Consider the following 15,409-nt stretch of genomic DNA (forward strand, 5'->3'; position numbering starts at 1 on the left):
GAATGGTTCAAATGGAATCAAAAAAAAACACCTGAATTAAAGTCAGGTGCTTAAACCGTGTTTTCGAGCCGAATGAAAATTATTCTAATCTTTCACGGGTACAATCAGCAAAGGAATTTTAGAATGCTTCACGATGTTTGTTGCGACATTACCCAGCAGTACATTTTCCAATAAACTATGACTATGTGTTCCCAACACGATAAGATCTGCTTTCCAATCTTCCGCGAAGCGCAAAATTTCTTCTTCAGCCAAACCTTCCAATACTTCAACCTTAAGATCCGGTTCACCCAAAAAGCGCGCTGTAGTTTCTAGAAACTGTTTTGACTCGTTTTCAAGGCTTTCCACGATCTCTTTATTTTGCTGGATCAGAAATCCATCGTAATTCATTATGGAATCATAGGAATAGGTATAAGCTGCGGCATCATAAACCACATGAATTAATTTTACCTCGGCATTTATCGCTTCGGCATATTCATAACCCGTTTTAGCCACTTTTTCGGCAGAAGGGCTTGTGTCTAAGGCAATACAAATTTTTTTCATGATTCTTGTTTTTTATTGTGAATAAAACCTACAGTAAAAGCCGCTGCAATGGCGCAGATAGCTGTTGTTACTACAGTTTCCAAATAATTTACAAAAACCATTTCAAAAAACGAAAAACTTTGCTCCATCACTTCATTCTTAACAACCGCCTGCATTTCGGTTTTACTGGTCGCTAAAAAAATAATTATGATTGGTAAGTACATGGCCAAAAAATAAAAGCCGGTTTTTAAACATAAAAGAACGGCCTCCACATACGATATTTCTGCTTTATGTTTATGATAATCACTTACCAAAGCAATGAAGCTGAAAAGGATAAAAAATATCTTTACCGACCGCCAGGACATTGATTCGTAAACACCTGAAAGGTATAATGAAATACCCAAAATAAGCGATGCCACCAAAATAAGAGAAGCATAGAACCATGCAAATTGGTTGTCTTTCCAGTGGCCATGACTTTCAAAATTAAAAAGTCCGGAACTTGATGATGATTTATCTTTCATTTTTAATTTAGAGTTGATTATTAAACAATAAGATAGTTTAAATCTGTTGTACTTACTGCTACCTAAGTAGCTTAACTAATAACAAAAATCAAAAAGAGGTTACCAGAAGGCAACCTCTTTTTAAAACTAACCACTAACAACTAATCTAAACTTGCGTTTAAATATTACCACAAAGGATAATCCCATTGAAAATTATATTCCGATTTATGCTTACCTACTTGTTCCGATGTTCTTTTTAAATGGGCATCTACCCGCTTCTCCCAGTCTTGATATTCTTTTTTAAGTTGCTCTCCTTCCATCTGAATGGCCTGACCAGCCTTTTTTGCATCGCCTGTAAGCTTGGCGTTACCGGCGGCCATATTCTTTAATTCATAATCCAGATTACGGAGTCTTTTATTTGCATTCGCTTTATCTTTAGGTGTTATTACAAACACCTGATCTGTTGCTAAATAAGAATGACCAATATTGATTTCTGAATTGGCAACAGCTTCTTTGTAGCCTATTTTAGAAACATCGTAATTATCACTGAGTTTTCCGGCGATATCCCGCAATTGATCCATAGCCAGATCTAAATTTAACTTGCTTTGCCCCCTTGTTTTAGCGCCCTCTTTTTCCAGTGCTTCAACACCCTTGATTATTTGTTTGGATGCCATTTGTCTGTCGCCATTTTCAATAGACTTTAAAGCCTTATTAAAAAAGATATCCGACTCCTGTGGAGTTACCTTTATTGTTTCTTCTGCAGCAACGGCATTATCTGTTGGCAAAGCCTCTGTATCATCCTTTTTTTTACAGCTGATGAAACTCACCAAAGTGAATGCCATCACTATTAAACCAGATCGTTTCATAATTATTCTATTTCTTCTTTTTACTGTTATAAAATTATAATGAAAAACAATGAAAAAATGATACTTAGGTAGCAGTTGACCATAATTTAAAAAAGAGGTTAGTTTATAACCAACCTCTTTTCTAAGCAACTAGCCACATGAAGTCTGCTAGTCTTTCATCAACCAAAAAACAGTGTAAAACTAATGGGATAAAATAAGGAGAAGTACTACTTAAGTAGCATAGCAATAAATTTTAATAAATAAAGACTGCTTAATTTTAATAAGCAGTCTTTATCAACACTAACTAACAAACAAATGAAAAAACCAATTTTCACTCTATGTAACCCCACACTCCCATGAGGTATATTTTAATTCTAATCTTATACGTTTAACTTACCAAAACATTTCCATTGCCATCAATATCCATATGATAGGTTTTGCCATCGTTTTTTACTTTAACATGATACCGAACTTTCGATTTCCCATTTTCCAGGAAACGTTCACTCACATAACGATCCGTTACTATTTGGGCATGAGGGAACTTTTTGAAAATAGCTCTATCAATAACCTCCGGTAATTCTTTATCTTTTATATTCTCGTAAGTACTAATCAATTTTCCGTCTTTATTATAATACGCATCTAACTCAGCTTCTTTCCCCATCATTTTTACCTGATACGTTTGATAATTGCTAGGATCAAAATCTTTATCCTGAGTGACCACCATGTCATCATCGATCATCGTTACAGGTACAGCATCATATTCCTTAACGTCGTAATCTTTGAAATCCTTTTCCTTAGCAGCTTTAATTTCTGCCGGAACTTTTTCTTGTTTCAATTTTACTTCATAAAGCACTTTTTGTGCAAAACTTGAGGTGGTTAGGCTCAAAAAACAAAACCCTAATATCCATTTTTTCATCACAAAAAATATTTAAATAATTAATACTCTATTTTTTGATCTTCTGATTGTGTTATCAAAATTATTAGGTATTGAAGGTGCTTAGTGCTACCTAAGTAGCATTTTAACTACTTTAACAGGAATTTCACATTAGGGAATAAAAAAACCTCTAAAAGAGGTTTTATTTAAATTTATATAGATTTTATCGCCGGTCAGTTACTCGCTCTTCTAGCAGGTGAAGATCAAGAATATCCGTATTCTTACGATGAATATCGAGAATTCCTGATTTCTTGAAACTTTGGATATGTCTGTTCACTACTGCTCTGGTTGACCCAATCATGTTGGCTATTTCATCGTGAGAAAGGTCATTTATCAATTTTAATTTATGGGATTGTTCATCAACATATGACAGCATGAGTTTTGCCAGTCGCGTTGGAATATCAGAAAGCACATTATCTGTGAGGTTTGTTTCCAAGATACGCATACGACTTGCAACGTATGGTAATAAGGTTTTATTGATCTCCGGATGTTCTTCGATCCAATGTCGCATTAAATGCATCGGGGCGCACAACAATTCACAATCATCGATGGTTTCAATATTCATGGAGTGTTTATGCCCATCCATCAGTGAGATTACGTCGAACAGATCATTTTGTTTCAATAAAAATACCGTGAATTCCCTACCCTGCTCTACATCTACCTGATACATTTTTAACCTTCCGGACAGCACAATATAAAACTTATATAAAGTTTGATCTCCATGAAAAAACTCTGTATTCTTTTCCCATTTCTTATATGAAAAGCCACTTAATAGGGATTCTAGTGTAGCCTCATCAAGATTTTTAAAAATAGGATTTTTAGCCAAAAGTTCCAGGCTGTAGTTGTAGTGTAAGTCTTTTGAATCCATTTTGAATGTTGTTGTTTGGGTTGTAATTTTTTCACTACTAAAATTACTTACGAATTCTAAAGTTTTTCTAAAGATTTACCCACACTGGAAACAATTAACATTTGTATAACATTAATACCCGGGAATTAGGATTTTTTTTAGACTCTGGTTTTAATTTTTTGACTTTGAACGTTTGTATGGCCTAATAATGAGCCCTAATGGACGGTCGTAACTTATGTAATTAGAAAACCAATCCATAAAAGCCAACAATTTATTTCGAAAGCCGATCAATGAAAAAATATGAACGAACATCCAAACAAACCAGGCAAAGGATCCTTGAAATTTAAATTTTGGTAAATCCACTACCGCTTTTTTTCGTCCTACGGTAGCCATAGTTCCTTTGTCCTTATAACGAAATGCTTCCAAGGGCTTGCCCGAAATTAAACGAAGTATATTTTTTGATAGTAATCTCCCTTGTTGTTGCGCTACAGGCGCCAGCATAGGTAATCCCCGAGGATTATCATCGGTTATACAAGATGCCACGTCACCAATAGCAAAGATATTTTCAAATCCTTCAATTTGATTGAAAGCATTGACCTTTAATCTATTTCCGCGAACCAAACTTTCCTGTGGCAATCCTTTTACCGGTGCTCCTTTCACCCCGGCTGTCCAAATCACGGTATCGGTAATAAAGTCTGAGCCATCCTCGAGTGTGATCTTCTTACCATCATAACCACTCACTTTGGCATTTAAAAACACATTGATCCCTAATTTTTTTAAATAGGCTTCACTTTTTTCTGAAGCATTTTCAGACATGGCAGCGAGTAGCCTCGGAGCGGCTTCATAGAGATTCACGTGCATCCTGGAAACATCCAAATTAGGAAAATCCCGAGGGATCACATAGCGTTTCATTTCTGCTAATGCTCCTGCTAACTCTATTCCGGCGGGACCTCCGCCAACAATGGCAACATTCAAGATTTCGGTAAGTTTTTCGATCTCTTTGGTTAGCATGGCACGTTCCAGGTTTTGAAAAATAAAGCTTCGCAAATTCAGAGCATCCGGGATAGATTTTAAAGTAAGTAATTGCTCTTTTACCGGTTCAAAATTGAAATAATTATTCTGACTTCCGGTAGCAACAACAAGGTAATCGTAATCAACGGTTCCAGCTGAAGTTTTTAGTTTATTGGTTTTAGGATCAACTTCAAGAACCTCCGCCATTCGAAATTGAATATTTTTAAATCTTCTGAAAATCCGCCGTACCGGGTACGCAATACTTCCGGGTTCTAAACCACCGGTAGCTACCTGATACATTAAAGGTTGAAAATTATGGTAATTATGTTTATCGACGATCAAAACATCGACTTGCTTATTTTTAAGCGCTTTGGCTATGGCAATACCGCCAAATCCTGCACCAATAATTACAATTTTAGGTTTTTTGGTCATTTGATTTCTCTTAGAAATAACTATAAGATACGAATAACAAATACAAGATAAAAGTAATGGGCAAACAACTTTAAGTGTGCTACCCAGGTAGCAATTTTATCAGTATTTATAATACTTTCAGAACTCTTAGTGATTTATTCTTAATACCAGCGACGTGTAAATAAACCGATAAGCGTTTTGAAATTTAAGGTCACTAAAAACCGAATCTTCCGGTCGTAGTTTGGCTGACCAATTTCGAAGCCATTATTAGAAGCTACCGGAAAATAAAGTTCAAAATAATCGGTAACCAAACTCAGTTTTATACCCGAATCGTAAGCAAAATACGGTGTGAATCCTTCATTCTTTAAAAGGCCGATATCGCCATAGGCATGGATCCAGTTCCAGATGCTCACCGTGCCGTTAAGTGTTGTTATCCATTGGTTGGCATATCGGGTTGGCAAAATAGATTTAAAACCGCCTTCTGCAACAATATATTGCTGCGATGCCAAACCGGTAGATTCAGAGCGTCCAATATAATTGTAATCAAATAAATAATCAGAGGGTCGATCAAGAGCAAAATCAAAATAACCGTTATCAGCTTGCGTATTATTATTTAAAAACGTTCCTGCATACAAACGAAAACTGATTTGTCTGTTACTCAAAAATAATTTTCTATAAAAAGCCGTTGTTGAAATTTTACTAAAACGTTTGGATATTTCTAGATTTCCACGAAAAATAAAACTGTTGGAAAAATTAGAATCCGAAAAATAATACCGTGCATTTAGAACACTGTAATTTGGGGTATTTAAAGGGATATCAGGATCTCTGTCTCTATAGATACTTACGTTCCTGATATTGATACTTTGAAACAAATTACTCCTAAGATCCTTTTTACGATAAAACAATGACACCGAAGGCGCCAAACCATTGGCATACAAATCGCGAGCATAACTGGTGCGACTTCCGGAGATTCCGGCATTAAAGGCATACCATCCAAAATCATTGATCTGTTGGGTTAAGGTAAAAAGAAAAGAGCCTAATAAGGCTTTTGATTTAAAACCATAGGTAGGTGTGAGTTTATAAATAAAAGGTTTCTTGATTATGGTTTTATTATAAATTTTTCCGCCCACAGTTACACCATCATAAATATTGTTGAATTCTAATACCGGCATAAAAAAGGTCTGGTTCTTACTGGGATCTTCTACATCCTTGAACAATTTTAACTGTAAAGGTTTGTTGAATACGCCATCCAAATTCTTGTAATTATTTGAGCGTCGAACTTCAGGAATAGTCCGGTTGTAATCCAAAACCAAACGATTGGCATTATTTTTTGAAAGTACCAAAGTAGTGTCATTCAAAAAACCCTTTACCCAAATTTTATTTACAATACTATCTTCCTTTAAAGCGTAAAGGGATACTGGCATGGTATTATTTCGTCGATTTCGAAGGGTAACCATCAAAGAATCACCTCGATCAGTAACATCTGCGATCTTATAATCGATCTTTTTGTTTGTGGCGACATAATCTTCAAAAAACCAATCGATATCCTTTTGAGCATGCGTCTCCAGAATGGTTTTAAAATCCTGAGCTGAACTTTGTTTGAACTGCCATTCATTTACAAAGTTTTTGATGCTTTTTGAAACAACGTCATCTTCTAAATAGTCTTCTAAATATTTCAATCCCAATCCGGCCTTGTACATGTTGGAAATACTGTAATTAAACTTGAGCAGGGAATCTCGAGCCATATCTAAAGGTTGATCAATAAACCGCCGCGCCATGTTTTTATAGCCTAAGTAATACTGATCGTTAAAATCAAGATTAACCGCATGAAACCATTTTAAACCAAATATTTTAGAAAAACTTCCTCCCAATTTCATTTCCGGATAATAGCGATCTACATAGGTCATCAGCCCATAAATCAGGATGCCATCGGTTACCCATTTTTCCTCTCTAGGATTAATTATAAGCACACGATCCAATACGGCGTTTGTGGTGGTTTTTAATAATTCCATTTCGTATTGGAATCTATTTGTAAAGGGCCGTAATTTTTCGGGTAATTGATTGAGACCATAAATGGGACTCTTCCGCTGATCGATATCTGAAACCAAAATATTTTTGATGGGCAACGGCCCAATAAGGGAATCTAAGAAGTTTGTGATCCTATTCCCTATTTGAAGTTTTGTTTCAGTATCTAAACTAGGTTCTGAAATGTTGGTTTTAATAGTAAACTTATCCGTTGGTAACCTATAGAAATCCGGATGTTTTTGAATATAAATCTGGAGATCACGTAAATTATTTCCTTCCAGAAACACTTTTTTAGTATCCGCAAGTGCTTCTGTTTTGGTATGCACCAAACCAGAACTCAACGTGTAATATTCAGGAATAGTAAAGTTGACCTTGTAATCGCATAAGGGCGCATAAAAATCAATAAGATCTTTGTCGCTATAAACTTCCCACTCCCCATCGTATACCGCAGGAATGATATACCACGATCGCAAGTAAAAATTATTGTTTCTGGTGTAACCGTTACCGGTAAAACGACTGTCAGGAAGCTTCACGGTATATTGTAAATTAATGATTGTTGAACTATCGGGTAATAAAGGCTTTCGAAGATCGATCTTTAAAATATCATCAATGGCATCCGGCTTTTCCCAGGCCAAAGTTTCGCTTTTAGCATTGGAAATGTTTTGAAGATCTGTAGAACCGCGTTCTTCAGGTTTGGCAAAATGAAAAATCCGTTTGTAGTCTTCTTCAAAACGTATGGCGAGCGGCGTCGTTTTGTTGGCATAGCTGTTTGGCCAATTATGAAACCAAATCGTCTTTAAGGTATCCTTCGAATAATTATGATAAACAACCTTTTGATTAATAGCGATGGTATGGCCTAAAGTATCTAAAACCGCATCGATTTCAATATCCTGATGAAGATAATTTTTATAAGTTTGCTTTGACGTAAATGAATCGCCTTCTGTTGCGTTTTGAGTTTGGCCAAAAACTGCAAAAGGCATCATTAAAACCAAATAGAAAAAAATTATATTGCCATTCTTCATAACCAAACCGAAGCCGCATAACTACATAAAAACTACCTTTAAATGTGTTGAATACCGGAGTGCGTAAATATAGATTTTCAGTTTTAAATCTAAAATTAAATTCTTAAGCAATTTTAAATTTTTTGATTTTTTTTAGAAAGAAAAAACTCAATTTTCATCCTTCTCAGTCTTAACTTTTAAACCTCCATGGCGATACAGATCATCAGCCACTTCATAAAAGGCTATACTCGTATTCACATAGGTGGTATCTGCTGGAATAGGAGTCAAACTATTGTCTAAATTATCATAAGCATAGAAATTTGCATTTTTTTGTTCATCCAGAACCACAACTTTATTATCCTTGAAATAGCCTAATTTCCTGTAATTACCAACAAAAGCCCGAAGGTCTTCCTTGGGCATATTAAGAATGTCGTTTCCAAAGAAATTCGAATTATAATTCCAGTTTAAACGCGCGAATAAGGTTGGAAAAACATCTATCTGTGAGGCCAGAGTAAACACTTGTTTCGGCATCGTTTTCGGGAGGTTAATAATAAATGCAGGTATCCTGTAATTTTTAATATCCAGTTCCCAGCGTCCGGCACTACTGGCACAGTGATCGCTCATGATCACAAACACCGTATTTTCATACCAGGGTTTATCCTTGGCATTTTTAAAAAACTGATTAATCGCATAATCCGTATATTTCACAGCACCATCACGGCCCGTTCCGGAAGGTATATCGATCTTACCTTCAGGGTATGTATAAGGTTTATGATTAGAAGTTGTCATCACAAAATCAAAGAACGGAATACTATCTGCGTATGATTTATCGGCCTCTTTAATCACCTTATTATAAAGGTCCATATCACAAACGCCCCAGGCATTTTCAAAGGTAACTTCATTATCCTCGATGTTGGTTCGCGTAGTTTTAATAGAACTATCCAGTAAATACCCTCTGCCACGGTCTATAATATTAAAGCCATTTCTTCCAAAAAATGTATTCATATTATCAAAATAACCATCACCTCCATAAAAAAAGTTTCGAGTATAGCCTTTCTGTTTAAACACCTCGCCAATAGTGAAGAGATTCCTATTGTTTTCTCGTTTTACAATGCTACGTCCGGGCGTTGGTGGAATGGATAAGGTAATGGCTTCCATCCCACGCACAGTGCGTGTTCCTGTGGCGTATAAATTCTTAAAAAACAAACTGCTTGAGTTGGCTAAAGAATCTAATGTTGGCGTAATATTTTTGTCATTACCATAGGTTCCTAAAAAATCTGCACTTAAACTTTCAACACAAATAAAAATAACATTAGGCGTTTCCGGCGGAATCGTATCAATTGGATTATTTTTAATAGCGCGGTAGATGCTATGTCCCTCGGGATTAAAAAAGCTATCGCGGGAAAATGTATACTTTTCTTTTACAATATTGAAAGCTTCTTCCTTTGGTATGGTTTTATAAAATTCTCCGTAAGGCAATTCATTGTTCTTAAAGGCGGCAAAAAACGAGTAAATACCTGATTTTGCCAATTCATTATTATAGCGATTTTCTGAAAAATCGGCATTATCATTTTTGATGAAAAATAAATTAAAAAGTAATAGAATGATCCAGGGTGCCATGGCAAAAGCTCTCGTTCTAAAACTGGTATCACTGCGAAACGTTTTTTTGAAATAGCCAAGTTTATAAACAATTACCAAACTCAAAAGCACCATAAATAGGATTCCTGAAATAAGATAAGGCAATGGATAAGATTGATTGATGTTTTGAACCACCTCGTAGGTATAGATCAAATAATCTACAGCTATAAAATTATAACGTCGATGAAATTCATCCCAGAAAGTAAATTCACCAAAAAATGAAAAATAAATTACAAGCAATCCCAAAAAGAAGCCCAGATAAGTTATGACCTTATCTGCAATAGAGCCATAAAAACGCTTTGGAAAAATGAGAAGGTATATTAAAAATGGAATGGCGAAAAATGAAATTGTAGCCAAATCAAAAAGAAATCCCAAACCGAAAGTAGCCATCAGGTTAATGACATGGGTATCGACCTCAGAAAAATTCCAAACAAAAAAACTTATGCGCACCAGAAATGAAACAATCAAAAAGAGTCCGATAAACGCCTTAAAAAGTGCAAATCGTGATGGGAAGATTTTGGACATTGGTTTGCAGTTGGAAATTAACCTTGGTAAAAATAAGTCAAAATTCTAATTTACAATTGAGTTTACCCTCATTTTATAAATAAAATTGAAAATAGATAGCTCTTTTTCATTTAAAAACAGGAATAAAAAAGCTTCAAAACAAACGAATGCCTTGATGCTTTCTTAAAAAACAACCAATAAACTATGAATCATGAGAAACTACTAATCAATATCTTCTTTAATTTTATTTTGACTCAAAATATCTCCTGACTTATTCGCTATAATTTCGGTTCCCAGATCGCCTTCACCAAGCATTATTTCATAAAAAGTACCATCAGGAGTTACAGAAAGTTCCACTTCCGTTATGTTATCATTCGGAAATTGCTTCTCGATCTGTGAGCGCAAATTATGTGGTAAGCTTGAAATTGTAATTTCGTGTTCGGTTTCCTTCCAGGTGCCATTGTCCTCATAGTTTACGGAGTAAGCGATGCCATCCATTTTAAACTCCCCTTCCCATTCTGAAATATTTTCTTTGTCCCATGTCACTTTGGATACATTAGGGAATTTTTTTGCAAAAGCCGCTTTAACTACTTTGGGAGCATCATGCTTTAATAGTGCCGTAAAAGCCACTACCAAACCAATTAAAACAACTCCTATTATGATTAATTTTTTCATTACAAACCTCGTTTTAAATTATTAACTGAATAAAGGTAATAATGAATTTTAAAGAAATTTTTAAGTGTGTTTCAGAAATCATGGCGACACTCCTTTTTTAGAACCTGAAAAATTAGTCTTCATCGGCCTTCGTTACCTTCTTCTGACTTAGAATCTGCCCATTGCTATTTGCTACAACTTCCTTAATAATCTCATCCTTTTCGAGAACCAATTCAAACATTTTACCTTTATCCGTTTCTGAAATTTCGGGTTCTTCTATTTTATAGCCCGGGAATTTCTGTTTGATCTGCATTTTTAGATCCTTAGGTAGTTCTGAAGTACTTATCTTATGCTCGGTTTCTTTCCAGGTACCATCATCAAGAAAATTAGCTGAATACTCTTTACCGTTTAATTTGAATTCAGCTTCCCATTCATTGGCATTCTCCTTATCCCAACGTACTTGTTTGGCATTTGGAAACTTCGAATGAAATGCATCAGTTACTTTTTTTGGAGCATCTTGTTTTATTGGAGCAAAAGCAAATAACAATCCGGCCAAAAACATTCCAGTAATAATTTTTAAATTTTTCATTTTTAAAATAGTTTTAGATTTATAATTGCTTAAATATATTATGGAATTTTAAAGTTCCTTTTAAGACAATCTAAAGCTAGTTTAAAGAAAATCTAATGGTTTTTTGAAAGTTGAAAATCAACTGAGAAAATATGGTGCTTGTTTTCGAATTTATAGCTAACACTGAAGCCGTAGAGGTTACAAATCTTCTTTACGATGGCCAATCCCAAACCTGTAGATTGTTTGGCTTTAGATTCGCGATAAAAGCGCATAAATAGTTTATCAGGGTTATCAATGGGCCTATCGCCCTCATTCATAAAGCGCAACACATGATTGTTCGACGTAATAATAACCTCAGATTTTTCTTTAGAATGTTTAATGGCGTTGGACAACAAGTTATTAATAAGCATATCGACCAGGTAGGGGTCCATTACAGCCATTAACTCTCCAACGTTTTGATATTTAATATGTGTCATCTGCATTTCTTCAAAACCTTTAATTTTCTCATTGATCATGGTCGAGATACTGATCTTTTGAACATTGTCGAATTGCTTTTTATCAATTTTAGTTAAAATAGTCATGCGTTTATTCAGTTGTTTCAACCGCTGAATATCCTTTTGAATGGAGGTGAGGTGTTCAAACTGTTTATCGCTGAGATTTTGGGCATTGATAATATTTTCAATCTTAGCCTGAATAATAGCTAATGGGGTTTGCATTTCATGCGAAACATCTTCTGTAAATTGTTTCAGATTCTCGTAATCCTGTTTTACTTTGGTAGTTAATAACTCGATCTGTTTTTTTAATTCTGAAAACTCCAAAACATCACTATCCTCTAGGGTTATATCCCTATCGCCAGCAACAGAAAATTGTTTCATTTCTTCCAGATTATGAAAAAATGAACTCCAGAGTTTGATGTTTCGCGTGGTACTGAAATAAAAAAGGAAAATGAAAGCCAATAAGAAAATGGAAATATTTGATATAACTATGGCCAGAAGGAAATCTTGCGATTCAACTTCCATGTTTCTAACTGTAATTTGATAATTCTCATTATTAATTCGTCTGAATGTTGTCAACTCCTTAAAAAGTTCCATTTCATTTTGAGAGGGATCGTAAATAACAGTATCTGTGAGTCTTTGTAGTTTTAGAGCGTCTACTCTTTTCACTTCGGCGACCGGTGGTAATGAATACGTGGAACCATCTTTTTTTATCGTACTGGCAATACGTGCTTCAGTAGAATATAGAGATTCTTCAATCTCCCGTTCAAATAAATGTTTCGTGTAAATATACAAGGCTATCGAACTTAAAAAAGCCAATATCATGCCTATCATCAAAAAGATCTTAGACGTTTTTTGGATGAGTTTACGTTTTTTAGTCACGTCCTATTCTTCTATAAATTTATACCCGCTTCCGTAGGCCGTTTTTATATACTTGGCGCCTTCCGCAGTCAGTTTTTTTCGCAAATTATTGATATGCACGTAAATAAAATCAAAATTATCGAGTAGATCACTATCATCACCCCAAAGATGCTCTGCAATAATTTCTTTCGAAAGTACGCGCCCCTGATTTGAAATAAAAAATACCAGAAGATCATATTCTTTTCGCGTTAAAGCAATGGCCTTATCGTTTATGTAAGCCGTTCTGGAGTTAGTGTCTATACGGATCTCATTGAATTCCATTTGGGCATCGCCACCATATTTTCCGCGCCGAAGTACGGCATTGATACGTGCGTTTAGTTCTGCTAAATGAAATGGTTTAGTGATGTAATCATCAGCTCCTAAATCCAAACCTTCCAACTTGTCGTTAAGTGAATTATTGGCTGAAATAATGATGATACTCGCCCTTTTCTTTCCTTTTTTCATTGAACGAATAATATCCAGACCACTACCGGTAACCAGATTCAGATCTAAAATTATAACATCATAATCATAAATAGCCGTTTTTTCCAGAGCTTCTTCAAAATTAGAGGCCACTTCACAAATATGCCCATCACGCTCCAAATAAGTTACTACAGAGCTTTGTAAATCCAGTTCGTCTTCAGCGATTAAATATTTCATAATGTAAAATTACAAGATAAATTTAGTATCGCTTTCTAAATTAATTCTAAAGATTTAATTTCGTTACCATAAAGACTAACTGACTTAATACTTTCTTAAGAATTATTCGTTAACTTTAGTAATTATAAGTCCTTATAATTTTAATTATGCCCAAAAAATTAAATCAACTGGAAGCGACGGCCATTTGTGGTAACGACATCAGTTCTTCCTGTTTGTATGTTTCAGCTCTCGCCATAGTTTATGCAGGACAATACGCGTGGATCTCACTCCTTATAGTAGCTTTGGTTCTGTTTTTTTTTAGAAGAATTTATGGCGAAGTTGTAGGAGCTTTGCCTCTTAATGGTGGTGCCTACAACGCCTTATTGAATACAACCAAAAAATCGACAGCCTCCCTGGCGGCATCCCTTACGGTTCTAAGTTATATGGCCACAGCTGTGATCTCGGCCAGTGAAGCCGTAAAATACGCGCACAGTATTTGGAGCGTTATTCCTGTGATCCCCGTGACCATCGGCTTATTGCTGATCTTTATGGGATTGGTCATTTTAGGAATAGGCGAATCATCAAAAGTGGCCATAGCCATCTTTATATTTCATTTGGTATCCTTAACTATATTATGTGCCTTTTGTATCTTCTTTTTGTTTGAAAACGGTATTGATGTACTTATATCGAATTTCAGCCGCCCCATCAAAGGGGGCTTTTTAACCGCTCTGTTTTTAGGATTTTCCGCTGCTATGTTGGGAATTAGTGGTTTTGAAAGTTCAGCCAATTACGTAGAAGAACAAGAAAAAGGGGTGTTCCCAAAAACCTTAAGAAATATGTGGATCGTGGTGACTATCTTTAATCCACTAATTGCCTTTTTAGCTTTAAGCATTGTTCCAATTCCTGAAGTGGTTGTAAACCAGGATGCACTTTTATCAATCATGGGAAAAACAGTTAGCGGACATTGGTTGTCGCTGCTCATTGGTATTGACGCTGCATTAGTATTAAGTGGTGCTGTACTTACATCATTTGTTGGTGTGGGCGGTTTGATGAAACGCATGGCGCTGGATCGCATTTTACCAAACATCCTTTTAAAACAAAATAAAAAAGGAAGTAATTACACCATTTATGCCCTCTTTTTTATTCTTTGTGTATCCATCTTACTTATTACGGAAGGAGATCTCGCCAAACTTGCAGGTGTTTATACGATTGCTTTTCTATCAGTCATGATCTTGTTTGGTTTTGGTAATTTACTTTTAAAGATTAACCGTGCACGCCTTCCGCGACCTGAACGTTCAAGTTGGGTTGGATTATTTATTGGAATTTTAGCTGTGGGAGCCGCTATCGTTGGTAATATTATTTTGAATCCGGAATATCTGGCCATTTTCATGGAATACTTAATACCGACGCTCGCTGTGGTTTTCTTTATGTTCTATCGGACAAAAATATTTAAAGTATTCCTGATTATTCTTGACTACCTATTTCCGGATGAAGATCTATATTTCTTCAAATGGAATCGCATTATAAATGTGGCGCTTCATAACATCAATAAACAGCAATTTGTATACTTCACAAATCATGACGATGTTGCTACTTTAAATAAAGTTTTATTGTATATTTCGGATAACGAAGCCACCCGAAGTGTAAAGATTGTAACGGTGTTGGATCAAGGTGAAAAGGTGGCCGATGGTTTGAAAGAAGATATTGAGGTTTTAGATCGGGCCTATCCTTCAATTAATGTTGAATTTATTGAAGAACCCGGAATTTTCGGACCGGAAAAAATTAAAGAATTATCCGAACGCTGGCGCATACCAACTAATTTTATGTTCATCGCCTCTCCCGGATATAAATTTCCCTACAAAATTCAGGAGTTAGGTGAAGTCAGATTAATTATTTAAAAACAAATTGAAAAAAAGAAA

The 15,409-nt window shown here is 35.4% G+C and carries 13 protein-coding genes; 1 reads left to right on the forward strand and 12 read right to left on the reverse strand.

The genetic code is table 11. From position 1 onward, the window contains the following. Positions 1–84 precede the first annotated feature (84 nt). The 12 genes from ABD682_RS13445 to ABD682_RS13500 form a co-directional block, all read right to left on the reverse strand. Positions 85–540, reverse strand: coding sequence for a universal stress protein (locus tag ABD682_RS13445; RefSeq protein ID WP_344742059.1), 456 nt, complete (start codon positions 538–540; stop codon positions 85–87). Further along, entirely contained in the window at positions 537–1,040 is a 504-nt protein-coding gene (locus tag ABD682_RS13450) for a hypothetical protein (RefSeq protein WP_344742060.1), read from the reverse strand. The genes ABD682_RS13445 and ABD682_RS13450 overlap by 4 nt, the downstream gene beginning before the upstream one ends. 164 nt (positions 1,041–1,204) lie before the next feature. Beyond that, positions 1,205–1,885, reverse strand: a complete 681-nt coding sequence (locus ABD682_RS13455; RefSeq protein WP_344742061.1) for a hypothetical protein — start codon at positions 1,883–1,885, stop codon at positions 1,205–1,207. A 367-nt stretch (positions 1,886–2,252) separates the two neighbouring features. Then, positions 2,253–2,780 carry a hypothetical protein gene (locus ABD682_RS13460; protein WP_344742062.1) on the reverse strand — a complete coding sequence of 176 codons (528 nt, stop codon included), beginning with the start codon at positions 2,778–2,780 and terminating at the stop codon, positions 2,253–2,255. 181 nt (positions 2,781–2,961) lie between these two features. After that, a complete protein-coding gene (locus tag ABD682_RS13465) occupies positions 2,962–3,666 on the reverse strand; it encodes a Crp/Fnr family transcriptional regulator (RefSeq protein ID WP_344742063.1) in 705 nt (234 codons plus the stop codon). A 150-nt stretch (positions 3,667–3,816) separates the two neighbouring features. Then, positions 3,817–5,088 (reverse strand): NAD(P)/FAD-dependent oxidoreductase, encoded by a 1,272-nt coding sequence (locus ABD682_RS13470; protein WP_344742064.1) that lies wholly within the window; start codon positions 5,086–5,088, stop codon positions 3,817–3,819. 140 nt (positions 5,089–5,228) lie between these two features. Continuing rightward, the gene (locus tag ABD682_RS13475; RefSeq protein ID WP_344742065.1) at positions 5,229–8,075 is read right to left on the reverse strand and encodes a gluzincin family metallopeptidase; all 2,847 of its coding nucleotides are present in this window, start codon (positions 8,073–8,075) and stop codon (positions 5,229–5,231) included. 186 nt (positions 8,076–8,261) lie between these two features. After that, entirely contained in the window at positions 8,262–10,256 is a 1,995-nt protein-coding gene (locus ABD682_RS13480; RefSeq protein WP_344742066.1) for an LTA synthase family protein, read from the reverse strand. A gap of 201 nt (positions 10,257–10,457) precedes the next feature. Beyond that, complete coding sequence (locus tag ABD682_RS13485) at positions 10,458–10,910, reverse strand: PepSY-like domain-containing protein (protein WP_344742067.1); 453 nt, start codon at positions 10,908–10,910, stop codon at positions 10,458–10,460. Positions 10,911–11,022: 112 nt separating this feature from the next. Beyond that, positions 11,023–11,478, reverse strand: coding sequence for a PepSY-like domain-containing protein (locus ABD682_RS13490; RefSeq protein WP_344742068.1), 456 nt, complete (start codon positions 11,476–11,478; stop codon positions 11,023–11,025). 92 nt (positions 11,479–11,570) lie between these two features. Next, complete coding sequence (locus ABD682_RS13495; RefSeq protein ID WP_344742069.1) at positions 11,571–12,833, reverse strand: sensor histidine kinase; 1,263 nt, start codon at positions 12,831–12,833, stop codon at positions 11,571–11,573. Positions 12,834–12,836: 3 nt separating this feature from the next. After that, complete coding sequence (locus ABD682_RS13500; protein WP_344742070.1) at positions 12,837–13,511, reverse strand: response regulator transcription factor; 675 nt, start codon at positions 13,509–13,511, stop codon at positions 12,837–12,839. Positions 13,512–13,657: 146 nt separating this feature from the next. Here ABD682_RS13500 and ABD682_RS13505 point away from each other — a divergent pair, with 146 nt between their 5' ends. Then, a complete protein-coding gene (locus tag ABD682_RS13505; protein WP_344742071.1) occupies positions 13,658–15,388 on the forward strand; it encodes an APC family permease in 1,731 nt (576 codons plus the stop codon). Positions 15,389–15,409 lie beyond the last annotated feature (21 nt).

The organism is Gaetbulibacter aestuarii (assembly GCF_039537665.1).
Taxonomy (GTDB): Bacteria; Bacteroidota; Bacteroidia; order Flavobacteriales; family Flavobacteriaceae; genus Gaetbulibacter_A; species Gaetbulibacter_A aestuarii.

Bases quoted from the DNA above. Each gene is read 5' to 3' on its own strand.
- ABD682_RS13500 (WP_344742070.1), bottom strand. From the start codon at position 13,511: ATGAAATATTTAATCGCTGAAGACGAACTGGATTTACAAAGCTCTGTA.
- ABD682_RS13505 (WP_344742071.1), top strand. From the start codon at position 13,658: ATGCCCAAAAAATTAAATCAACTGGAAGCGACGGCCATTTGTGGTAAC.
- ABD682_RS13465 (WP_344742063.1), bottom strand. From the start codon at position 3,666: ATGGATTCAAAAGACTTACACTACAACTACAGCCTGGAACTTTTGGCT.
- ABD682_RS13445 (WP_344742059.1), bottom strand. From the start codon at position 540: ATGAAAAAAATTTGTATTGCCTTAGACACAAGCCCTTCTGCCGAAAAA.
- ABD682_RS13450 (WP_344742060.1), bottom strand. From the start codon at position 1,040: ATGAAAGATAAATCATCATCAAGTTCCGGACTTTTTAATTTTGAAAGT.
- ABD682_RS13470 (WP_344742064.1), bottom strand. From the start codon at position 5,088: ATGACCAAAAAACCTAAAATTGTAATTATTGGTGCAGGATTTGGCGGT.
- ABD682_RS13490 (WP_344742068.1), bottom strand. From the start codon at position 11,478: ATGAAAAATTTAAAAATTATTACTGGAATGTTTTTGGCCGGATTGTTA.
- ABD682_RS13475 (WP_344742065.1), bottom strand. From the start codon at position 8,075: ATGATGCCTTTTGCAGTTTTTGGCCAAACTCAAAACGCAACAGAAGGC.
- ABD682_RS13480 (WP_344742066.1), bottom strand. From the start codon at position 10,256: ATGTCCAAAATCTTCCCATCACGATTTGCACTTTTTAAGGCGTTTATC.
- ABD682_RS13460 (WP_344742062.1), bottom strand. From the start codon at position 2,780: ATGAAAAAATGGATATTAGGGTTTTGTTTTTTGAGCCTAACCACCTCA.
- ABD682_RS13485 (WP_344742067.1), bottom strand. From the start codon at position 10,910: ATGAAAAAATTAATCATAATAGGAGTTGTTTTAATTGGTTTGGTAGTG.
- ABD682_RS13455 (WP_344742061.1), bottom strand. From the start codon at position 1,885: ATGAAACGATCTGGTTTAATAGTGATGGCATTCACTTTGGTGAGTTTC.